The sequence below is a fragment of the Halomonas caseinilytica genome (assembly GCF_001662305.1).
Classification (GTDB): Bacteria; Pseudomonadota; Gammaproteobacteria; order Pseudomonadales; family Halomonadaceae; genus Halomonas; species Halomonas caseinilytica.
In genome coordinates this window covers 1-20,845 of sequence record NZ_BDEP01000023.1, presented here as the reverse complement: position 1 = coordinate 20,845, position 20,845 = coordinate 1, and the positions used below count along the sequence as shown (strand labels likewise).

18 protein-coding genes and 4 tRNA genes are annotated in these 20,845 nt (G+C 60.9%); 8 read left to right on the top strand and 14 right to left on the bottom strand.

Annotated features, from left to right (window positions below):
- Positions 1–17 precede the first annotated feature (17 nt).
- Positions 18–215: a hypothetical protein gene (locus A9O65_RS14770; RefSeq protein WP_064700234.1), complete on the top strand. Its 198-nt coding sequence runs from the start codon at positions 18–20 to the stop codon at positions 213–215.
- A 507-nt stretch (positions 216–722) separates the two neighbouring features.
- Entirely contained in the window at positions 723–3,734 is a 3,012-nt protein-coding gene (locus A9O65_RS14765; RefSeq protein ID WP_064702490.1) for a non-ribosomal peptide synthetase, read from the top strand.
- 55 nt (positions 3,735–3,789) lie between these two features.
- Here the strand turns inward: A9O65_RS14765 and A9O65_RS14760 are convergent, their stop codons facing one another.
- Entirely contained in the window at positions 3,790–4,446 is a 657-nt protein-coding gene (locus A9O65_RS14760; protein WP_064702489.1) for a 4'-phosphopantetheinyl transferase family protein, read from the bottom strand.
- A 401-nt stretch (positions 4,447–4,847) separates the two neighbouring features.
- Here A9O65_RS14760 and A9O65_RS14755 point away from each other — a divergent pair, with 401 nt between their 5' ends.
- Positions 4,848–5,243 carry a nucleoside triphosphate pyrophosphohydrolase family protein gene (locus tag A9O65_RS14755; RefSeq protein WP_217641206.1) on the top strand — a complete coding sequence of 132 codons (396 nt, stop codon included), beginning with the start codon at positions 4,848–4,850 and terminating at the stop codon, positions 5,241–5,243.
- Between the two features lie 724 nt (positions 5,244–5,967).
- On the top strand, positions 5,968–6,357 hold the full coding sequence (locus A9O65_RS14750; protein ID WP_217641205.1) for a TRM11 family methyltransferase: 390 nt from the start codon (positions 5,968–5,970) through the stop codon (positions 6,355–6,357).
- A 400-nt stretch (positions 6,358–6,757) separates the two neighbouring features.
- Here the strand turns inward: A9O65_RS14750 and A9O65_RS17595 are convergent, their stop codons facing one another.
- On the bottom strand, positions 6,758–6,910 hold the full coding sequence (locus A9O65_RS17595) for a putative hemolysin (RefSeq protein ID WP_367888825.1): 153 nt from the start codon (positions 6,908–6,910) through the stop codon (positions 6,758–6,760).
- Between the two features lie 942 nt (positions 6,911–7,852).
- Here A9O65_RS17595 and A9O65_RS14745 point away from each other — a divergent pair.
- The 3 genes from A9O65_RS14745 to A9O65_RS14730 all read left to right on the top strand — a co-directional run bounded on the left by A9O65_RS14745 (position 7,853) and on the right by A9O65_RS14730 (position 9,299).
- Entirely contained in the window at positions 7,853–8,098 is a 246-nt protein-coding gene (locus A9O65_RS14745) for a hypothetical protein (RefSeq protein ID WP_064700229.1), read from the top strand.
- 452 nt (positions 8,099–8,550) lie between these two features.
- Positions 8,551–8,964: a site-specific integrase gene (locus tag A9O65_RS14735; protein ID WP_064702487.1), complete on the top strand. Its 414-nt coding sequence runs from the start codon at positions 8,551–8,553 to the stop codon at positions 8,962–8,964.
- Positions 8,961–9,299, top strand: coding sequence for a site-specific integrase (locus tag A9O65_RS14730; protein ID WP_064702486.1), 339 nt, complete (start codon positions 8,961–8,963; stop codon positions 9,297–9,299). The genes A9O65_RS14735 and A9O65_RS14730 overlap by 4 nt, the downstream gene beginning before the upstream one ends.
- Before the next feature lie 126 nt (positions 9,300–9,425).
- On the opposite strand, the gene A9O65_RS14725 is transcribed toward A9O65_RS14730, so the two are convergent.
- The 6 genes from A9O65_RS14725 to uvrY all read right to left on the bottom strand — a co-directional run bounded on the left by A9O65_RS14725 (position 9,426) and on the right by uvrY (position 12,921).
- A tRNA-Leu gene (locus A9O65_RS14725) sits at positions 9,426–9,512 on the bottom strand.
- A 32-nt stretch (positions 9,513–9,544) separates the two neighbouring features.
- Positions 9,545–9,618 (bottom strand) — tRNA-Cys (locus A9O65_RS14720).
- Positions 9,619–9,645: 27 nt separating this feature from the next.
- Positions 9,646–9,720: transfer RNA gene (locus tag A9O65_RS14715), tRNA-Gly, on the bottom strand.
- A gap of 62 nt (positions 9,721–9,782) precedes the next feature.
- The gene (gene pgsA, locus A9O65_RS14710; protein ID WP_064700226.1) at positions 9,783–10,331 is read right to left on the bottom strand and encodes a CDP-diacylglycerol--glycerol-3-phosphate 3-phosphatidyltransferase; all 549 of its coding nucleotides are present in this window, start codon (positions 10,329–10,331) and stop codon (positions 9,783–9,785) included.
- A gap of 69 nt (positions 10,332–10,400) precedes the next feature.
- Positions 10,401–12,215 (bottom strand): excinuclease ABC subunit UvrC, encoded by a 1,815-nt coding sequence (gene uvrC / locus A9O65_RS14705; RefSeq protein WP_064702485.1) that lies wholly within the window; start codon positions 12,213–12,215, stop codon positions 10,401–10,403.
- 58 nt (positions 12,216–12,273) lie between these two features.
- Positions 12,274–12,921, bottom strand: coding sequence for a UvrY/SirA/GacA family response regulator transcription factor (uvrY, locus tag A9O65_RS14700; protein WP_064700224.1), 648 nt, complete (start codon positions 12,919–12,921; stop codon positions 12,274–12,276).
- A gap of 258 nt (positions 12,922–13,179) precedes the next feature.
- On the opposite strand from uvrY, the gene A9O65_RS14695 reads away from it, so the two are divergent.
- A tRNA-Ala gene (locus tag A9O65_RS14695) sits at positions 13,180–13,255 on the top strand.
- A 218-nt stretch (positions 13,256–13,473) separates the two neighbouring features.
- Here the strand turns inward: A9O65_RS14695 and A9O65_RS14690 are convergent.
- The 6 genes from A9O65_RS14690 to A9O65_RS14665 form a co-directional block, all read right to left on the bottom strand.
- Entirely contained in the window at positions 13,474–14,238 is a 765-nt protein-coding gene (locus A9O65_RS14690; RefSeq protein WP_064700223.1) for a FadR/GntR family transcriptional regulator, read from the bottom strand.
- 159 nt (positions 14,239–14,397) lie between these two features.
- Positions 14,398–15,564 carry a fumarylacetoacetate hydrolase family protein gene (locus A9O65_RS14685; protein WP_064702484.1) on the bottom strand — a complete coding sequence of 389 codons (1,167 nt, stop codon included), beginning with the start codon at positions 15,562–15,564 and terminating at the stop codon, positions 14,398–14,400.
- Between the two features lie 93 nt (positions 15,565–15,657).
- On the bottom strand, positions 15,658–17,235 hold the full coding sequence (locus A9O65_RS14680; protein ID WP_064702483.1) for an aldehyde dehydrogenase (NADP(+)): 1,578 nt from the start codon (positions 17,233–17,235) through the stop codon (positions 15,658–15,660).
- Between the two features lie 52 nt (positions 17,236–17,287).
- Positions 17,288–18,274, bottom strand: a complete 987-nt coding sequence (gene araD1, locus A9O65_RS14675) for an AraD1 family protein (RefSeq protein ID WP_064700220.1) — start codon at positions 18,272–18,274, stop codon at positions 17,288–17,290.
- An 85-nt stretch (positions 18,275–18,359) separates the two neighbouring features.
- Positions 18,360–19,340 (bottom strand): glycoside hydrolase family 43 protein, encoded by a 981-nt coding sequence (locus A9O65_RS14670; protein ID WP_064700219.1) that lies wholly within the window; start codon positions 19,338–19,340, stop codon positions 18,360–18,362.
- Positions 19,341–19,366: 26 nt separating this feature from the next.
- Positions 19,367–20,737, bottom strand: a complete 1,371-nt coding sequence (locus A9O65_RS14665) for an MFS transporter (protein WP_064702482.1) — start codon at positions 20,735–20,737, stop codon at positions 19,367–19,369.
- Positions 20,738–20,845 lie beyond the last annotated feature (108 nt).

Below are 20,845 nucleotides of genomic sequence, written 5' to 3'. Positions count from 1 at the left end.
ATGCAGGGAGGAACACCATGTTTGAGCTGACGTTGCTTCTCGTCCTCCTGCCCCTGTACGTGGCGTGTCTGTCGCTGGCATGGAAGCTGTCGCATCATCAGCGTGTTTTCAAGACCCTGATCTTTGGTTCATTGATGTTCCTGGGACTGATCAGTTATCTCTTCCTGGCGTTAGGCATCTTGTTGCAAGTGGGGTTCTCTACCTCTGGATTGTGAGGTGGGAAAAGGTGGCGGTGGCACCATGCCGACTATCGGCCGTTCTCACCCTTGTCCCCGCGTAAAGATAATAAAAGTTACATGCCAATCTTTGTCGTGGCCGGCTCGATAATAAGTTGTGCGTCCTGAAACGCATGAAGGCAGGAATATCGAGCGGTGACTTTTGTTTCCAGTGTTTACAAATAAAAACTGTTCTTTTCGTTAATCATTAGATGTCTCCGTTGTTTCTGCTAGGTTTTTTGTGGGTCTTCGTTATCTCGAAGCTCATGATGCGAGAAAGCTCGATCTCTTTTCTTGAAGTTTGGCGAAAAGTCCGAATGCAGAGATGTCCGTGCTCACCGGGGCACTGATAAGCATCGGTGACTTTGAGACGAGCATCTGGCAAAGACGTATTTTCTTCATTTCAAGTCGATCGCCTATGTCGCATACAACGGTGTGACATGGGTATCTCGTTTTAGGGCAAAGAGGCATAACCACTGTCCATGAACAGTAAGGAATAAGCACGTGATGCGACATTGCGAAACCGTACTGCACCATTTCCTGACGCATGCCGAGCATTTCCCGCACCGGGAAGCGGTGATCGATTCTGACGCCAGCCTCACCTACGGCGACCTGGATCGCCGCAGTAGCGCCGTGGCGTCGTTCTTGCGTGAGCAGGGGGTAGGCAAGGGAGATCTTGTTCCCTTGCTGTGTGATCGCTCACACCGCTACGTGGTGGCCATCCTCGGCGTCATGAAAAGCGGGGCGGGCTACATACCGGTGGACATTCGCTATCCTGCTCTACGGCAACGACGGATCCTGACGCAAAGCGGCGCACCTTTCGCGCTGGCGGCCTGCAGTGTCCGTCCGGTTGATGCGCCTTTCCCGGTGCATGCTATCGACGACATGCCAGATAGCGATGGCGGGCCCCACAGCCTGCCTTCTTCCCAGGACCTGGCCTATGTGATCTTCACATCGGGTACCACTGGCAACCCCAAGGGGGTCATGGTGGAGCACCATGCCTTCGAGCGAGTGGTCGCGTGTCATAACGACAATCTGGGCGTGACCTCAGAAAGCCGTTCCACGCTGATGGCCGGTACCGGGTTCGATGTGGCGCAACTGGAAATCGCGTCGATGCTGATGGCCGGAGGCACACTGATCCTGCCAGACGAGGAAACACGCCTGGATCCCGATCGGTTGTTGGCGTTCTTCGCGGACCAGCGTCTCACACATGCCTTCGTGCCCACGGCACTGGTGCCGGCGGTCACTGCCTGCTCCCAGCCGCCGGAACTGACATTGACCCACCTGTTCACGGCTGGGGAAAAGCTGCTCCCGCCGCCTACCAGGCACTTGCCGTACCAATTGGTGGATTGCTATGGGCCGGCGGAGGCCACCATTTTCGCCACCTGTCATCGTGTGCCCGGTGCCGAGACGGATGATCGGCCCTCCATCGGCCATCCCATGGCCGGCAGCGATATCTACTTGCTCGATGAGAGCCTGGCGCCGGTGCCAGAGGGGGAGGCGGGAGAAATCTTCATCGGCGGTGACAATCTGGCTCGAGGATATCTCTACAACGAGCCGCTGACACGTGAGAAGTTCATCATTCATCCGCAGTGGCGACAGCGCCTGTACCGAACGGGCGACATGGCCCGTCGACTTTCGGATGGACGCCTCCAATTTATGGGGCGCCTGGACGACCAGGTGAAGATCCGTGGTAACCGGGTGGAACTGGCCGAAGTGGAAGAGGCGTTGCATGCACAGGCCGGGGTGAGCGAGGCGGTCGTTCTGGCCTCCGAGACGGAGGGCGGTGGCGAGCGGCAGCTGCTGGCCTTCATCGTGCCCGATGGACAACAGGCACCGCCGGAGGCTGAACTGCGCCGCGGAATGCTGGAAACCCTGCCGGACTACATGGCACCTTCAGCGATCCTGCCACTCGATGCATTGCCGCTCAATGCCAATGGCAAGACGGACAAGCAGGCGTTGCTGCAAAGATACCGACAGCTGACAGGCAAGACTGACAACGACGTTCAGGAGCACCCGCCGGAAGCGACATATGCCAGTCAGACGGAACGCGATATCGCCGATGCCTGGGCAAGAGTGCTCGAGCACTCCCGTTTTGGCCGCACCGACCGCTTCTTTGATGTCGGTGGTCATTCATTGCTGGCGGCTCGGCTGATGCAGGATGTGCGTGAACGGTTGTCCGTTCAGGTCTGGATCCGCGACCTTTTCGAACACGATACCGTCGCGTCGCTGGCACGACTGCTGGACGAGCGGCGGCGCAATGACCAACCAGGGCCCTCGCTGGACCGGGAGAGGATCCATCCCTTGCGCGAAGATGCCAGCCTACCCGACGATCTGGTGTTCTCGACGTGGCAGGCGCCGGATTCACTGGTGCGGCCTCGTCACATTCTGCTCACTGGTGTCACCGGCTTCGTCGGCGCCCATCTGCTGGCCGACCTGCTGGCCACCACCGAGGCGCGCGTGCACTGCCCGGTACGTGCCCGTTCGGGAGTGGATCCATGGCGACGCCTGGACGAAACTCTGACGCGCTACGGCATCACGCTTTCAAAAGCGGACCGCGAACGCGTCGAGATGTATCGGGCTGATCTGTCGGAACCTTGGCTCGGGTTGACGGAGATGCATTACGACGAGCTCGCCGAGGCAGTGGACGTGATTTACCATTCCGCCAGCGCGGTCAATTTCATCCAGCCCTATTCGTACATGAAGCGTGACAATGTCCAGGGGCTGCTGGAATTGCTGCGCTTTGCCGCTGCCAGGCGCACGAAGCCTCTGATGCTGCTCTCCACCATCTCCGTATATAGCTGGGGCCACCTGCACACTGGCAAGCGTGTGATGTACGAGGATGATGACATCGACCAGAATCTGGACGCGGTCATCACCGACATCGGCTACGTACGCAGCAAATGGGTCATGGAAAAGATGGCCGACCAGGCAGCCCAGCGTGGCTTGCCGCTGATGACCTTCCGACTGGGCTACGCCACCTATCACAGTACTCGAGGCGTATGTGCGGATTACCAGTGGTGGGGGCGTCTGGTTCAGACCTGCGTGGCGCATCGCAGTATTCCCGATCTGGATGCACTGCGAGAGGGGTTGACCAGCGTCGACTACATGACGGCGGCGATTGCTCATATATCGCGAAACCCGGAAGGGCTGGGTCGCAAGTTCAATCTGACTCATGAGGATGACAACAACCCGACGCTCAAGGAGTTCTTCGCTCGTCTGGAGGAACTCTTCGGCTATCGTTTCCAGGTGTTGCCCTATTCTCGGTGGAAGGCGCAGTGGGAACAGAACCCCAAAGCACCGCTTTATCCCTTGCTGAGCCTGTTCACTGACACCATGTACGATGATCGGTCCACGGTAGAGTTGTATCAGAACACCTATCGCTGGGATTGTCGCAACACCAAGCACTACCTCAGGGGGAGCGGTATCGAGGAACCGGTATTCGCCCGCGAGGAACTGGAGCGTTACCTGTCGTACCTGGGGGTGCCGATACCTCTGGCCACGGCCCCTGTCGACTAGCCGGGGTCTCATCTCCGGCCGGTTTTACGCTCACGAGGCCCGCTGGCGCGTTGCGCTAGGCGGGCCTTTTCAACAGGCAGAGCGACAGGCACAGGCCGAAGCCCGTCCACTGTCGGATGGGCAGTATGGTGCCTCGAGCAAAGGGAGCGACAGAGTGACGAAAGCGCAGACCTTCGGGCACGACTTCCAGGGCATCGAAGTCGCAAAACGCCTGGCTGAGAGGATACTGGGCCTTGTAGGCCGCTTCCTTCATCGAGAAGATCCGCAAGGCGGCCAGGCCGGGCGGACTGTCGAGACAAGCAAGTTCCGCTGGACTGGCAATGTCGGGGTGAAGCGTGTCTTCAAGGGGGACCAAGCTTTCGACATCGACGCCGATGGCTTGGACACGATGTGACAAGGCCCCCACCGCGATGCAGGCATCTGCAGTATGCGAGAGGCTGCCGACCATCCCTGCAGGCCAGATCGGGGAACGATCCTCGCCCATCGGAATCGCCGTGGGAGGAAAGCCGAGCTTGGCTTGCACGGCGTGTGCGGCAAAGCGGCCTGCTGCGAATTCCCTTTGTCGTTGCGCGCTGACGCCCACGATGGCGGCTTGCTCGACGGGGAAAAGAGGCGAGTGTACGGCTTGCGTATCACGCGAGGCATAGACCGTCTGTTCAGGCCAGTGGGCCAGGTTTTCTGCTATCAGACAGTCGAGTGACGCTGTGCTCATGTGCGTTGCATCGTTCTGGGGGACGGCTTGTCCAGGGTGGAGGCAGTCAGCTTCAGATGTCGATCTTGCCTGGTAAAGGTGACGTTGTGGAATGCCTTGCGGCCATTTGGCGAGATTTGCTGCCGCGCTGTGAGCAGGGTGCGTCGATGGTGGTTGGCGAGGCCAGAACCGTCTCCCCCGACCGTAAACCGAGGCTGCTCGCCAGGACGGGCCGGCCGGGACAGCAACACCCAATATCCACGAGCAGCGACGATACCGCGCACTCCCCGCCCTACCTTCGCCACCAGTCCGACAGATCGATCGGAGTAGCGCTGGCGGGCGGACCACGTGCATGGCAGCGGTAGGCAATGCGTGCACCGCGGCGAGATAGCGGCACGATTCAACCGCAGTGAGGCAACGACATGAACAACGATATGTTCACGTATATCGATCAGCGAGGCGCCACTCGTTTGGCCAATCTGTGTCACCTCCAGTCCGCTGAGGCGGGGTGGTGGAACGACCCCGAAACAGGCAAGCCGCTCGACCTCACCCCCGAGCGCTTCGCGCAGAAACTATGCCTGATCCACTCCGAGGTCAGTGAGGCCATGGAAGGTCACCGAAAGGGGATCATGGACGACCTGCCGCATCGGGAAATGACCGAGGTGGAGCTCGCCGATGCCGTGATCCGTATCTATGACCGGGCCGGACGCGCCGGTTACGACATCGTCGGCGCCATGCTGGAGAAGCTCGAGTACAACGCCCGGCGGGCCGACCACAAGCTGGAGAATCGTACCGCCGAGGGCGGGAAAAAGTGCTGACCACCGGCCCGCAGGGCCAAGGAGCGAGAGATGGGCTTACACTGCATTAATAGTGGACAGCTACTGTGGTATCGCTACAACCTCCTGGGAAAAGCTATCCGATAGGTTTGCAGATGAATATCGGAATGATTGCCTACATGCTTGGATGCGTTATTAACTTTTATTTATTGCTCGGCACAAGGCCTCATCCTAACAACAGCAATGAAATAGGCGCCGCGCTTCTTCTCTGTCTGATATGGCCAATCGTCATTCCGCCTCTCGGAGCAGCATGATTGGTAGAGAAAGCCATAGAGCGTTTTCGATAGGCAGCCAACTGCACAATTGCTCTGCAACATCAGCGGGCCGCCGCCAAGCGCAGAGCCCAGCGGCAGGTGAAGGGGATGAGGCAAAGCTAGACCAACAGATCATCGTCATAAGTGGTTAGCAGCGGTGATTCCCCGTCTTGGCGCCTCTGGTCCAGTCTTTCTCTTGCCTATATCTAGCTCCCTGACATCGAACATCCGTACCATGGAGCCTGACACCGTGTATTGGCCGCATTCTGGGCAGTCGAGATGAACCCCTTCCTTTTCGGGAGTCAGCTCTTTAGCGCTCGCTTTGCATATCAGGCAATTCAGACAATCCATACCACCCTCCGCATCTAAGCCGGCTGAGTCTATCAACCTAGAGCAGCCCATCTGTTCCGGCCACCACCCGGTGGCCTTTTTCATGCCAGGGAGAAAACCTCATGGAGCGAATTCTCGATCCGTGCTGCGGGCCTCGGTCTATGTGGTTCGACCGTGAGAACCCCAACGCCATTTTCGGCGACATCCGCAGTGAGGCAATCACGGTGACTGATCGCAGCCACGGGCGGCAGGACGGCAAGCGAATCCTGCGCATCGAGCCTGACGAGCTCATCGACTTTCGCGAACTGCCATATGCCGACGACACATTCCGCCTAGTTGCCTTCGATCCGCCCCATTTGGAGCGTGCCGGTCCCAAGAGCTGGATGGCTGCGCGCTACGGAAAGCTGAGCGATGACTGTCGAGAGACGACATTCGGCGCGGATTTTGCGAGTGTTTCCGCGTCCTGGAGCCAGAGGGCGTCTTCGTATTCAAGTGGAACGAAGCGCAGGTAAAGCTGTGCGAGGTTCTGTCGCTGACGGAGATCCAGCCGCTGTTCGGGCGGGTCTCAGGTCGCGGAGGGCTTACTCACTGGCTGGTCTTCATGAAGCCGTGAACGGAGAAGCGTCATGACCCACACCAAACCACAAGAGCGCCTGCTCCAGTCGATGCAGCGAGGCCAGAAAGCCCATTTCGTGATTGGGTGGAGGCTTCTGGATGGCACGCCGGTGCATGCGCGGACCATCCAGTCGCTTGCATCCCGGGGCGAGGTCGAGCCGGCGGGCACCGATCTGCTCGGTGATCGCGTGACCTGCTACACAACTACGCCGGGCCGCCCCCGCCCACTAAGGCGGCCAATGCATAGAGGCCGCATGACAACGCCTATCAACTGCCGGTGCTGCTGTTCCTAGAGACCTACTTACTGGGATGGTCGCGCCTGTACAGATCCCATTCTTCAATCTGAGTGCCGTCCGGCAGTGCGCACATCCCATATTGCCCATCGGCATTTTGCTTGATCTCCAACGTTCCCCCTTGCTCCTCACAGTAAACTGAAGCTGGGTTAGCCATGCCTGCTTTGGGCGCCTCTTCGTGAGACGCGCAGGCAGCCAATGCAAAGGGCAGGAATAGTGAGAAGTATCTCAGTCGCATTGGGAGTGCCTTTCGCTATGGATTCTCAGCAAGTAGGCCAAATTCACTTAGAAAATTCAAGTACCTTGGTACACACATGATAGACAGATCTGCTCCAAAATAGGCCGGCTACTCTGGAAGAGGAGGGCCATGGCACCGGCCAGAAGCCCTGACATTTTCTTAGCAGAGTGTCGCATGACCGCATCGTTCGAGGCGCTCCTTGTCCCGGTCCAGCCACGCGTCATCACCATATGACAATTGGAGCATGTGAACAGGAGAATATCTTGGCAATGTGTAGGAACAATCTGAAAAGTTGGCTCCGTTTAAACGGAAGAATTCACAACTATATAAGTAAGAGGTATAAGATAGATTCTTTTTCTGTCGCCCCCCATGCGGCTGTGGGCTTGCTTATTGAGCACATGCCACATCTCCAGCCTCTTTCACCAAAAGATGAAGATAACGAAAGGACTGTGAGACGTACTTGAGACCAAACCGACGTAATGCACGAATACCAGTACGAGATTAGGAATCACCCATGCCCTTCATCTATATCGCCATCGGAATAGTACTGACGCTGGGAGTAGAGGCGCTGCTGTTCTATATCGGTGCCCGGAAAATGAATTCGAGAGGTGAAGAAGAGTGATGGGCTCTCTTGTCCTTCTAGGTAGGCTTGACGCTTTCCTCCGCCGCAAAGATCACAAAGCCGTGTTTGGCTACGCCGCCTAGTGTTACTCTGGGTGCACAGGGTCACATGAGCCTTGCGATACAAATCAGGCGCCTATGACGACAATAGCAGGCAGGGCGCCGCCCGAGGATCAAAGAAGGAAGAGGCCACATGGGCTATGGGCCCCGAGATCATGCACTGACCGGAGAAGCGGCGATATGGCAGACCTAGACATTATGATGGCAGATGAGCCGTTGGAAAAGGCTAAGCATCTACAAGTGGGCGAAGAACAGTTTTTTGTACTTGACCGTCATGGCCGACACATCAACTGCCGAGTCAAGGAACGGCTCCCGAATGGAGAGTACACAGTAGAGCTCCTCAGTGAGAGTATCGAAGGCCGCGAGAAGAGCCTTGACTATATCGGGAAGGAACAAAACATCAGTTGGGAACAGATCAGGTTTTGACAAGTGCAATCCAGCCCATGATGTGATGATCAAATCACGACACAGCCCGCCTCAGCGCGGGCTTTTCTATGTCCGCCCACCGAGGCGGTTTTCTTGTTTCTGGAGGTAGGGGCTATGAGCAACCTACTAACCCCAATGCAGGTTTCCCAGCTTCTCAGCGTCAGCCGATCGAAAGCGTACGCGCTTAAAGATGTGATCGGATACGTGGAGGTCGGGGGAAACGTCCGGTTTGAGCAAGAGGCTGTGCAGGCATATATTGAGCGATGCAAGCGCAGCCCCATGGAAGGGGAGCAAACACCATGGGAATCACGGTCAGGCGCCGCGCCGCCCGTAACCGGTGGGTTGTCACCGAGACGAGTGAGCGTGGCCGACATCAACGAACGTTTAAGACAGCAGAAGAAGCGGAAGAATACGCCACGAAACGCCGCGCAGAACCGAACGAAGTGGCTTTCATGGGCGTGATGGGATGCACCCAGCGGCGTAGCTTCATGGAGGGACTGCTGCGCTGGGTCGATGAGTACGATACCGAGAGCCTAGCCGGTAGCATCCGGCAGGTGGCAGCCTGGTTCAACGACAACGCCGAAGGCGTGTTGCTGGGCCGCGAGACGGTGGATGCGGCACGCCGGATGCAGAAGACGTTGCGCAAGCAGGGGCTCGACCAGAGCACGATCAACAATCGCACCCAGGTGGTCAAGCGAGTGCTGTCGCTGGCCTACCGGGAGTGGGATTGGCTGGACCAGCCCCTGGACGCGAAACTGCGCAAGCCAACGCCCAAGAACGAGCGGCACATCTACCTGACACAGGGTGATGTCAGGCGACTGATCGAGGCTGTGCCGGATGAGATATGCCAGAGGAGCGCAGAGTGATCGCCCTGGCGGCGTTGACGGGGCTCAGGCGGGGAGAGCTACGGAGCCTTGATCCACCGAACGTGCAGGGTGGTCGCATCATCCTGCGACCAGGGCAGACCAAGAGCGGAAAAGCTCGGGTGGTGCCGCTACCGCCGGATGGCATGGCGTTGGTGGAGGACTTGCCGTTCAGCACGACAGGGCACCAGCTTCGCAAGGCGTTCGAGGCGGCGAGAAAAGGAATCAGACGTGAGGAGTTACGATTTCATGACCTGCGCCACACATATGCATCGCTACTGGCAGAAGCAGGGGAGACGCTGACGACAGTGCGAGACATGTTGGGCACAGCTCGCTGATTGTGACCAGCCGCTACGCGCACATGTTTGATTCGAGATTGGATGAGGTCGCGGATAAGTTGCCGCGCATATGCGACCAAAGAAATTAGTGCCGAGGGACTAGATCGCGTAAAGCATTTATCTAATTGGTGCCCGGAGTCGGACTCGAACCGACACGGTGTTGCCACCGAGGGATTTTAAGTCCCTTGCGTCTACCAATTTCGCCATCCGGGCGGGGTTCGAGCGGGCACTTGGAGAAGGGGAAATGGAGGCTGGAGTCGGAATCGAACCGGCGTACACGGAGTTGCAGTCCGCTGCATAACCACTCTGCCATCCAGCCTCACGGAGTCATGCCATTCTCGAGGAATGGAGCGGGAAACGAGATTCGAACTCGCGACCCTCGCCTTGGCAAGGCGATGCTCTACCACTGAGCTATTCCCGCTCGACTCGAGGACGTATTATACGGATAAGTTGGTGACTGTCAAACGCTTTTCCGCCGCGCCATCACATCGAGCGGCTCAGGTGCGGCCAGGCGGCGCGCAGGTACTGGATCATCGACCAGAGTGTCAGCAGTGCGGAGACATACAGCGTGACGACGCCGAGGATGGCGATGGGGGTTCCCGGCGCGAAAGCGAGCAATAGCAGCAGGGCGACCATCTGGAGGGTGGTCTTGAGCTTGCCGATCCAGGAGACCGCCACGGTGCCGCGCTTGCCCATTTCGGCCATCCACTCTCGCAGTGCCGAGATGACGATCTCGCGACCGATGATCACCAGGGCCGGCAGAGTCAGCCAAATGGCGTCATAGCGCTCGATCAGCAACGCCAGGGCCACTGCGACCATCAGTTTGTCGGCGACCGGATCGAGAAAGGCGCCGAAGGGAGTCGACTGGTCCCAGCGTCGTGCGAGAAAACCGTCTAGCCAATCCGTCACCGAGGCCAGGGCAAAGAGAGTGGCCGCCAGTGGCATGCTCCACGAGAAGGGGAGATAGAAGAATACCACCAGCAGCGGGATGAAGATGATTCTGGCCAACGTCAGGAGATTGGGTATGTTCATCGGAGCTGCGGTCCTTGCCTTGAAGGGGGATGCCGGAAAACGCACCTATTCTATCCGGCTTGTCGGCTCTCATCCATGCAAGGCGCGATGAATCGACTCGGCAAGCGTCGCGCTGATGCCGGGGACGCGTGCGAGCTCCTCGCGGCTGGCCTGCTTGACACCCTGCAATCCACCGAAGAAGCGCAGCAGCTCGCGTCGTCGACGCGGGCCGACCCCGGGAATGTCCTGAAGTGTCGAGGTGCGTCGTGCCTTGTCGCGCCGGGTGCGGTGGCCGGTGATGGCAAAGCGGTGCGACTCATCGCGGATATGCTGCAACAGATGCAAGGCGGGCGATGAGGTATCGAGGTCCAGGGTGCGATCCGGCGTCTCGATGAACAAAGTCTCGAGTCCTGCCTTGCGGGTCGTGCCCTTGGCCACACCGATGAGCCTGATGCTTTCGATGCCGAGTTCGGCGAACACCTCTCGGGCCATGTTGAGTTGGCCCTTGCCGCCATCCACGATCAACAGGTCGGGCGCTTCGCCCTCGCCATCCTTGAGGCGCTTGAAACGGCGTGTCAGCGCCTGGCGCATAGCGGCGTAGTCGTCGCCGGCTTCGACGCCCTTGATGTTGAAGCGCCGGTAGTCGGACTTGCGAGGGCCATTGGCATCGAAGACCACGCAGGAGGCCACCGTGGCCTCGCCGTGACTGTGACTGATGTCGAAGCACTCGAGGCGAGCCGGTACCTGGTCGAGGGCCAGGGCGTCGCGCAGGGAAGCGAAGCGATGAGCCAACTGGGACTGGCTGGCCAACTGGCTGGACAGCTGTTGCTCGGCGTTGGTGCGCGCGAGCTCCTGCCACTGGGCGCGGTGCCCGCGCACCCGTGACGTAAGGCGCACTCGCTTGCCGGCACGGGCTTCCAGTGCCCGGGCGATCAGGTCGGTATCGGACAGCGCATGGCTGGTGATGACTTCGCCGGGAATCTCGCGCGCCTGGCCGAGATAGTACTGGCTGATGAAGTCGCCAAGCAGGGTGTCGGGTGCCAGGTCGAGGCCATTGCCGGGTGTATGATGGCGCGCTCCCAGCAGCCGTCCGGCACGTACCGAGAGCACCGAGATGCACAGGGCGCCGGGGCGACTGGCCAGGGCAAAGATATCGGCATCGCCGTTGCCGGTGTCGACGAACTGACGCTGTTGAAGCTGGCGCAGTTGCTGGATCTGGTCTCTCAAGCGCGCGGCTTCCTCGAAGTCGAGCGCCAGGCTGGCGGCTTCCATGTCCCGGGTCAGTTCCTCAGTGACAGCCTCGCTCTTGCCTTCCAGGCATTGCACGGCATGTTCCAGGTCTCGACGGTAATCCGCTTCGTCGATGTAGCCCACGCAAGGCGCGCTGCAACGACCGATTTGATACTGCAGGCATGGTCGGCTGCGATGAGCGAACACGCTATCTTCGCAATTGCGGATGCGAAAGATCTTCTGCATCAGCGAGAGGCTTTCGCGCACCGCACCGCTGCTGGGATAGGGACCGAGGTAGCGACCGTCGCCATGCCGGGTGCGGGCTCGCTTGTATTCCAGCGCCGGATACGGGTGGTGATCGGTCACGAAGACGAAAGGGTAGGACTTGTCGTCGCGTAGCAGGATGTTATAGGGCGGACGCTGCTCCTTGATCAGGGTCTGCTCGAGCAGCAGGGCCTCGGTCTCGCTGTTGGTGACGGTGACCTGGATGTCGGCGATGCGCGAGACCAGCGCCTGGGTCTTGGTGTTAAGCGCGCCACGGAAATAGCTGGCAAGGCGTGCCTTGAGGCGTCGGGCCTTGCCGACGTAGAGGGTATCGCCGTGCTCGTCGAGCATGCGATAGACCCCGGGGGACTCGGTGACGGTGTCGAGGAACTGGCGTGAATCGAAACTCATCGAGATGCCGATAGCGGATGAAACGGAACTCATCCTATCAGACTCGCCATCCGCCCGGTCATTCCGCTTCGCTGAAACCGTCCACCAATCCGTGACGCAGTCCCAGGTGAGTCAGTTCCACATCGGAGTGCACGTCGAGCTTCTCGAAGATCCGGTAGCGGTAGGTGTTGACGGTCTTGGGGCTCAGGAACATGCGATCGGCGATGTCGGCCACCTTCTGGCAGTTGACGATCATCATCGCGACCTGGAGCTCGCGCTGGGAAAGCTGATCGAAGGGGTTGTCAGTGGAATCGATGCGAAACAGGACCAGGCGCTGGGCAATGTCGGGGCTGATATAGCGCTTGCCGGCAAAGACGCTGTGGATTGCCTGAACCATCTCGTCATGCTGCGACCCCTTGCTGATGAAACCGTGGGCGCCGGCCTCGAGCAGCCGCTGGGCGAAGGCCTCCTCAATGAAGGCGGTCAGTACCAGGACTCTGACATCGCTGGTTAGTCGAGTGATCTTGCGGGTGGCCTCCAGACCGCCTATGCCAGGCATGCGGATATCCATCAGGATGATGTCCGGCTTGAGCTGACGGGCCTGGCTGATGGCCTGCTCGCCATCGGCTGCCTCACCGATCACGCTGATGTCCGGCTCGTCATTCAGCAGATGGGCGATGCTGGTCCTCACCAGGTGGTGGTCATCGGCGACGAGTACCCTGATCAAGAAGGAACTCCTACTACGAAGTGGACGGGATACGGGGCAGGGGCCGCACCGACGCGTGGTGCGGCCCCGGCTGAAAGGCCACCGTTGAATCACGTATACCTTGACATAACATGCAGTTAAGGGGAATTGGCGATGGTTCTCCGTTAACGTTTCTTATCATTCCCGTGATCGGTTGCCTGTCTTTTTTCGTTCCCGGGGTTGACGAGGCGCGCTGCGATGAATAATATACGCCTCGTTCTCGCGACGGCGAGCACATGTGGGGCCTTAGCTCAGCTGGGAGAGCGCAACACTGGCAGTGTTGAGGTCAGCGGTTCGATCCCGCTAGGCTCCACCAAAGAGTTTTGGTGAATCAGCCGCCTGATGCAATGCATCAGGCGGCTTTTTCGTGGGCGATCGATGAATGCCAGCGGGCCTCGGGATTCAGGCCGCTGCCCTCGGCACTATCCTATGCCGATCTTATCGAGCGAGGGCCTGTGGCTAGCGAAGGCGCGTTCATGCATCGTGCCTGCCTGCTGGCATCACCGGTCCCTCCGCCTGGACTGTCGGCGGTGTTCAATCGTTGGGGGGAATGGCCTGCCCGCCTAGCGTCCCTTCTCCGGGCTCGATGCCCAATGCCGAGGCCGTACCGGCGAGAACCGCCTGGGCGGCGCGGAAGGCGTCGGCGGGGCGCCGTGCACGAATGCTTTCCATGACCTGGCGATGTCGTTCGAGACTGGCTTCCGGGTCGGTGGCGCTGATGTTCGACATCTCGATCAACAGATGGATCGAGGGGCGCAGGATATGCGATAGCTGGGCCCAGACGATGTTGTGCGTCGCCTTGAAGATGGCCACGTGGAAGGCAACGTCATGCTCGCTGTGCAGGCGACGCTGCTCGGTGCAGGTGGCGTTGTGCAGGTGTTGCCCCATGCCCTCGAAAGCCTCCTCGATGGCGACGAGATCCCGGGCGGTGGCCCGGCGAGCTGCTGTCATGGCCACATAGGGTTCGACGTCGAGGCGAAAGGCGAGGATCTCTCTTTGGATCCTGGGGTTGGGCGCGGCATAGCGCGTCATCCAGTCGGTGACCTGGGCATCGAGGATGTTCCATGCCTCGTAGTCACGAACCTTCGAGCCATGGCCCGAGATGCGCTCGATGATGCCGACATCGACCAGCATTCGCAGGTCGCTGCGTACTGCCGAACGATTGAGGCCGAATTGCTGGGCCAGGTCGACTTCCTTGGGAACGAAATCGCCGGGGCGGTAGCGTCCGGCAAAGATGGCTTCGGCGAGATGCTCGGCAATGGAAGGACGTGAACGCGAAGGGCGGGAGGTTGCTGGCACTGACGGGCTCCGCAGAAATGGCGATGATCCTAGCTTATGGTCAACATGACCGCAATCCGGGCGGATGGCAGCCGCCCGGCCTCATGCCTCAAGATTGGGGGTCATGGCGCGGCACGGAGAGCCGCGCGTGCCCGAGCAGGCGCGGTTCTATCCGAGGCGTCATGCTCGCCGAGCCGCCCGACGTTGCTGGTCGGCCAGCCAGCGGCGGATGCCGTAGGTCCAGGGCGGCAAGCGGTCGCTTCGCTCCACGCGATTGACCAGGGCGCCAAGGCGGGGCGTCGCGATGGTTACGGTGTCTCCCGTGTGATGCGTGAACCCCTGGCCTGGGCCGTCCCGGTCCTGGATCGGCGAGAACATGGTGCCGAGGAACAGCATGAAGCCGTCCGGGTACTGGTGATGAGGGCCGACAGTCTGGCGGACCAGCTCCTCGGGTGAGCGACTGATCTCGCGCATGTCGCTCGAGTCCTCGAGTCGGAAACCGTCGTCTTCACCGTCGATACGCAGGTCGACCATGGCGGTACGCACATCGTCCATGGTGAAGTGTTCGTCGAACAGGCGAATGAAGGGGCCGATGGCGCAGGATGCATTGTTGTCCTTGGCCTTGCCCAGCAGCAGTGCGCTGCGTCCCTCGATATCACGCAGATTGACGTCATTGCCGAGGGTGGCGCCAACCGGCTTGCCTGTCGCATTCACGGCCAGCACGACCTCGGGTTCGGGGTTGTTCCAGCGGGAAGCCGGGTGCAGGCCGACCCAGGCACCGAACCCTACCGAGGAGAGAGGCTGCGCCTTGGTGAATACCTCGGCGTCCGCCCCGATGCCGACCTCCATGTACTGGGACCAGGCGCCGCGGGCCTTGAGCTCGTCGCGCAGGGCCATGGCGTCATCGGACCCCGGCGTGATCTTCGATAAGTCGCCACCGATCAGCCGCTGTAGCTCGTCGCGCAGCTCGGTAGCCCGTTTCGGGTCGCCCCCGGCCTGTTCCTCGATGACGCGCTCGAGCAGGCTGACGGCGAAGGTGACGCCGCAGGCCTTGATGGCCTGAATGTCGCAAGGTGCCAGCAGGTGGGGAGCGACCTGGGGCGAGTGCGTGGAATTGTCGAGCAGGGTCGCGACATCGCACAGCACGGGACCCGTGGCGGAGGCCACGATCTGTGGCGCATCGTCACGGTCGAGCAGGTCGGCCATGACCCCGATCGTGTCGGAGATGTCGATGACCTGACCGTCGCGCACGACCACCAGCGCGGGGCCTTCCGGCGCATCGCACCAGACCCGGCCGACCAGCAGGGCCCGGTGGTGATCTTCGGGGAGTCGATTGTCGTGGGGCATGGGAGCTTTGTCCTTTTCGTGAACGGCGCGAAACGCGCCGGCGACGCCGAGGCCTCGCCGACACGTTCACCGCACCGAAGTCTTGCCGTGTAGTCAGGCTTCTCGCTGACCGTCGATCAGCCGGCTGACGCCGTCAGGATTGCCGTCACGCAGGGTTTCGGGCAACAGCGCCTGGGGCAGGTTCTGATAGCACACCGGACGCAGGAAGCGATGGATCGCCGCGCTGCCCACTGAGGTGGTGCGCGAGTCGGTCGTGGCCGGATAAGGGCCGCCGTGCACCATGGCATGACAGACCTCGACGCCGGTGGGCCAGCCGTTGACCATCACGCGGCCGGCGCGACGCTCCAGCGTCGGCAGCAGTTCGCGGGCAAAGGCGAGGTCGGCGTCGTCCATCTGCAGGGTGGCAGTCAGCTGGCCCTCGAGGTGTTCGGCGACCCGCTTGACCTCATCCTGGTCGGAACAGGTCACGACCAGGGAGGTGGCACCGAAGATTTCCTGTTGCAGGGCCTCGTCGGCGAGAAAGTCGTCGGCCTTGGCCACGAACAAGCCTGTCCGGCACTGGTTGGGAGCCTCGCTGCCTTGACCGCGCGCCACTTCGCGCGCCTTGTCGCTGGACGCCAGACTCGCCACGCCGCGCTCATAGGCCTCCTGAATGCCCGGTGTCAGCATGGTCTGGGTGCCGCTGGCCTCGACGGCCTCGGCGGCGGTGGCCAGGAAGCGATCGAGCGCTTCGCCTTGGATGCCGATCACCAGCCCCGGGTTGGTGCAGAACTGGCCGGCGCCCATGTTGAGCGAGCCGACGAAGCCTTCGGCCAGTTCCTGGCCCCGGGCCTGGAGAGCCTCGGGCAGCAGGAAGACCGGGTTGATGCTGCTCATCTCGGCATAGACCGGGATCGGCTCCGGGCGGTTCTGCGCCAGGCGCGCCAGGGCGGTACCGCCGCCACGAGAGCCGGTGAAGCCGACGGCCTTGATGTTCGGATCCGTCACCAGGGCCTGGCCGATCTCGTTGCCGGCACCCTGCAGCAGGGAGAAGACGCCTTCAGGGAGCTGGCATTCGGCCACCGCCGACTGGATGGCGCGCCCCACCAGTTCCGAGGTGCCGGGGTGGGCGGGATGCCCTTTGACCACGACGGGGCAACCGGCGGCCAGGGCCGAGGCGGTATCGCCGCCGGCGACCGAGAAAGCCAGCGGGAAGTTGCTGGCACCGAACACCGCCACCGGTCCCAGGGCCACGTGACGCTGACGCAGGTCAACCCGCGGCATGGGCTGGCGCTCGGGCAGTGCCGGGTCGATGCGCACGTCGAGCCATTCGCCGGCACGCACCACCTTGGCGAACAGACGAAGCTGGCCGCAGGTACGGCCCCGTTCTCCCTCGAGGCGTGCGCGCGGCAGGCCGGATTCGGCCATGGCGCGTTCGATCAGCGCATCGCCGATGCCTTCGATCTTGTCGGCGATCATCTCGAGAAAGCGGGCGCGTGCCTCGAGTCCCGTTTCGCGGTAGCGGTCGAAAGCCGCCCAGGCGAGTTCAGTGGCACGAGAAACTTCCGCCTGGCCACCGGTGTGAAAGGCGGGCTGGAGCGTCTCACCGGTGGACGGGTCGATGGCATGGAAGGCCTCGCCCGAGGCCAGAACGGTTTCACGTCCGATGAGTTGCGTGCCTTCTAGTGTCATGGTCACTCCTTTCTTGGGTAGAGATTGGGAACGGCACCGGTCTGTGGCGTTTCTAGAGCGGCGAGACCGTCGCGCCGTCGTCAGCCGTCTCCCGGGTCAATGGATTGCGCAGAGGGCGCCCGAATGCCGGGATCTCGATCTCGAAACGGTCGCCCTCGCGTGGCTGGATACCGTCGGCGAAGCTGAGGGTCGCCGTTCCGAAGAAGTGCACATGCACGTCGCCGGGACGACGAAAGCCCGGATACTTGAAGTGGTGATGCTCCAGGTTGGCGAGGCTGTGGGCCATGTTGTCCTCGCCGGTCAGGAAGGGCTTCTGCCACAGGGTCTCGCCATCGCGGGTGATGCGACTGACGCCCTCGAGATGGCCGGGCAGCGTGCCGATGAACAGTTCCGGTCCGAAACTGCAGGCGCGCAGCTTGGAGTGGGCCAGCCACAGGTAATTGAAACGCTCGGTGACATGGTCGGAAAATTCGTTGCCCACGGCGAAGCCGAGCCGCCGGGGGCGGCCTTGGTCGTCGATGAGGTACAGGCCGGCCAGTTCCGGCTCCTCGCCGCCGTCCTGGGCGAAGGCCGGCGAGGGCAGGGGCGCTTCGGGCGCTACCACGCAGTCGCCGTCGCCCTTGTAGAACCATTCGGGTTGGGCGCCCACTTCGCCGGTGGCGGGTTTGCCGTTTTCCACGCCGAGCTTGAACATGCGCATGGAGTCGGTCAGGTCCTCCTCGTCGGCCTGGGCCTTGGCATGCATCGCCGAGCGCGTATCGGCACTGCCCAGATGGGTCAGTCCGGTACCGGTGACCAGGCAATGCGCCGGGTCCGGATGCGTGAGCGGCGGCATCAGGCGGCCTGCCTCGATGAGTTCGGCATAGTCCAGGCGGGTATCGGTCAATCGTGCCTCGACGACGTCGACGAATGACCGGCCCGATGCCATGGCATCGCAGGCGAGATGATAGGTATCGGCGTCGGCGAGCCGTACCGTCGTTTCGTCCTCCACCAGAGCGGCGTGCAGACGGTCTTCGTGCAGGCATTGGATCAGGCGCATGGGGTCGTCCTCCTCGGCGTGTCGCCGCTGCTGCATGCGGGACAGGATGGCATGTTCAATAAATAAATCCAAATGTTGTACATAGTCATGACGTTGCCTTCTCGTCGTCGTTCGGCGAGACGTCATCCAGCGATGGCCGGCCGAAGCGAGGGAAGCCATCCGGGTCCCAGGCAATGGGCTTGACGTAGGTATGGCGATTGGGATCCCAGAGGGGATCGCCGACGATCTCGGTGTAGGTTCGGGCGTGATACACGAGCACGTCGGTAGTGCCATCCTCGGCCACGGTGAAGCTGTTGTGGCCGGGGCCGAATACCGAGCGCTGCGGGTCGCTCGTGAACACGGGCGTATCCGACTTCGTCCAGCTGGCGGGATTCAGCAGGTCGGCCGTCTGGTCGGCCCACAGCAATCCCATGCAGTAGTTCTCGTCGGTGGCGCTGGCCGAGTAGGTGAGCAGAACGCGGCCGTGGCGAATCAGCACGGCCGGGCCTTCGTTGACCATGAAACCACGCGTTTCCCAATCGAATTCGGGAATGGAAAGCCGCACTGGCGGAGTGTCGAGGGTCTCCGGCGTGGCCATCCGGGCAATGTAGAGGTTGGTGTTGCCCGGGATGCTGGCTTCCTTCTGCGCCCAGACATAGTAGAGTTCGCCGTCATGCTGGAAAGCGGTGCCATCGAGACAGAAGCTGTCGATACCAGTATCGATCTGCCGAGGATGACTCCACTCGCCCAGCATGGGATCGCGGGCGCTGGTGGCGATGCAGTACATGCGGTGCTGGAAGAGACCGTCCCGAATCTCGCGGCTGGGAGCGGCGGCGAAATAGACGATCCAGCGACCCTGATGGTAGTGAAGTTCCGGGGCCCAGATCAGTTCGCTCAACGGGCCGTGGTCTTCCTTTTCCCAGATGGTGACCGGCTCGGCCTCGGCGAGGCCGGCGATGGTGGTGGCGTGACGCAGCTCCAGCCGGTCGTAGGCAGGTACCGAGGCGATGAAGTAGTAGCCGTTATCGTGACGGTGGATGAAAGGGTCCGCCCGTTGTTCGATCAGGGGGGCAAGTGGCTTGTCCATTCCGTTCTCCTGTTGACCTGCTGGCGTCATGATGTCCGGGTATCAATGGCCGATGGGGGCGTGTCACCTAACTCACCGTCTCGCATGGCGTCGTAGTAGCGGTTGGTGATGCGATACTTGAACATGAGACTGCCCATCAGGGTGTGGAATATCCCGGGAATGACCGAGAGCATCAATGCGATGCCGGTCAAGGTGAAGGTACTCTGCTCGACGTTGGCTTCGTAGTTGAAGTAGGTCAGCAGATGACCGACGAGGAAGCCTGCCGCGCCCATGCCAGCCTTCTGGCAGAAGGAAATGCCGCCGAAGGCAAGTCCCGAGACGCGTTTTCCGGTCTTGGCCTCGCCATAGTCGACGGATTCGGCGATCGCCGACCAGAAAACGGGCGCATGCAAGTCGACGATGAAGGAGATCAGGAAGTACAGCACGAAGGCGAGCGTGATATCTCCCGGACCGACGGCGACGAACATCAGCACGCTCAAGGCGCCGACCGCCAGCTGACTCCAGCGGAACAGCTGGATCTTGCAATAGCGCTTGGTCAGCCACGTCGAGGCGACCATGGCGAGAATCGCCGCGCTGACGCCTGTGGTGAGAAAGGCCGATAGCAGGGTGGCATCGGCCCCCAGGTAATACTTGGCATAGTAGGCAGCCACCGAGCTGCGCATGACATAGCCCAGGGTGCCGGTGAAGCAGACGGCGCAGAGCACCAGCCATTGATCGTTCTTCTTCAGGATGCTCAGCTGGGAACGGAGTGGCTTGTCCTCGATGGTGTGCTGCACTCGCTCGGTGGTCGTGGCGTAGCAGAACAAAAAGAGTAGGGTGGCCAGCCCGCCCATCAGCCCCATGGCGAACTGATAGCCGAACTGAAGACTCTCGCTGCCCACGTATTCGGCCAGCTTGGGCACGATGATGGTCACGAGAAAGGCCGCAATCTTGGCGAAGAAGAGCCGATAGCCGTTGGCGGAGAGCCGATCCTGGGGATCGGGCGTCAGCACACCGATCAACGAGATGTAGGGAATCGTCACGGCCGTGAACATCAGGGTGACGAACAGGTAGGTGGAATAGGCCCATACCAGTTTGGCGTTATAGCTCCAGTCCGGCGTGGTGAACAGCAGCAACACGGAAATGCCGAAGGGCACCGAAAAGATCAGGAAATAGGGGCGGTATCGTCCGCGCCGGCTGTTGAACTTGTCGGTGACGATGCCCATCAGGGGATCGGTAATGGCATCCACGAGGCGAGCCACGAGAAAGAGAATTCCCATGTGGCTTGGCTTCAAGCCGAAGACATCCGTGTAGAAGAATGAAATGATCAGAAACATCGAGGAAATCACGATGTTGATCGCCATGTCCCCGCTGCCGAACCCGACTTTTTCCAGATAGGTCAGGCGCCGTGTTGTCATTGTTTGCCTCCTTGGCCTTGTCGATTGATAGGAGACGCGCGAGAGGGCTCAACGCCGTTTGCTCCCCTCATCGCCCGTCTTGTCGTCAAACCAGCCACATGGCCAGGT

Excerpts from the sequence above, each read along its gene's own strand:
- pgsA (WP_064700226.1), bottom strand. The coding sequence starts at position 10,331 with ATGAACATACCCAATCTCCTGACGTTGGCCAGAATCATCTTCATCCCG.
- A9O65_RS17595 (WP_367888825.1), bottom strand. The coding sequence starts at position 6,910 with ATGGCTAACCCAGCTTCAGTTTACTGTGAGGAGCAAGGGGGAACGTTG.
- A9O65_RS14750 (WP_217641205.1), top strand. The coding sequence starts at position 5,968 with ATGGAGCGAATTCTCGATCCGTGCTGCGGGCCTCGGTCTATGTGGTTC.
- A9O65_RS14765 (WP_064702490.1), top strand. The coding sequence starts at position 723 with ATGCGACATTGCGAAACCGTACTGCACCATTTCCTGACGCATGCCGAG.
- uvrC (WP_064702485.1), bottom strand. The coding sequence starts at position 12,215 with ATGAGTTTCGATTCACGCCAGTTCCTCGACACCGTCACCGAGTCCCCC.
- araD1 (WP_064700220.1), bottom strand. The coding sequence starts at position 18,274 with ATGCGCCTGATCCAATGCCTGCACGAAGACCGTCTGCACGCCGCTCTG.
- A9O65_RS14665 (WP_064702482.1), bottom strand. The coding sequence starts at position 20,737 with ATGACAACACGGCGCCTGACCTATCTGGAAAAAGTCGGGTTCGGCAGC.
- A9O65_RS14685 (WP_064702484.1), bottom strand. The coding sequence starts at position 15,564 with ATGCCCCACGACAATCGACTCCCCGAAGATCACCACCGGGCCCTGCTG.
- A9O65_RS14680 (WP_064702483.1), bottom strand. The coding sequence starts at position 17,235 with ATGACACTAGAAGGCACGCAACTCATCGGACGTGAAACCGTTCTGGCC.
- A9O65_RS14745 (WP_064700229.1), top strand. The coding sequence starts at position 7,853 with ATGGCAGACCTAGACATTATGATGGCAGATGAGCCGTTGGAAAAGGCT.
- A9O65_RS14770 (WP_064700234.1), top strand. The coding sequence starts at position 18 with ATGTTTGAGCTGACGTTGCTTCTCGTCCTCCTGCCCCTGTACGTGGCG.
- A9O65_RS14760 (WP_064702489.1), bottom strand. The coding sequence starts at position 4,446 with ATGAGCACAGCGTCACTCGACTGTCTGATAGCAGAAAACCTGGCCCAC.
- A9O65_RS14755 (WP_217641206.1), top strand. The coding sequence starts at position 4,848 with ATGAACAACGATATGTTCACGTATATCGATCAGCGAGGCGCCACTCGT.
- A9O65_RS14735 (WP_064702487.1), top strand. The coding sequence starts at position 8,551 with ATGGGCGTGATGGGATGCACCCAGCGGCGTAGCTTCATGGAGGGACTG.
- A9O65_RS14670 (WP_064700219.1), bottom strand. The coding sequence starts at position 19,340 with ATGGACAAGCCACTTGCCCCCCTGATCGAACAACGGGCGGACCCTTTC.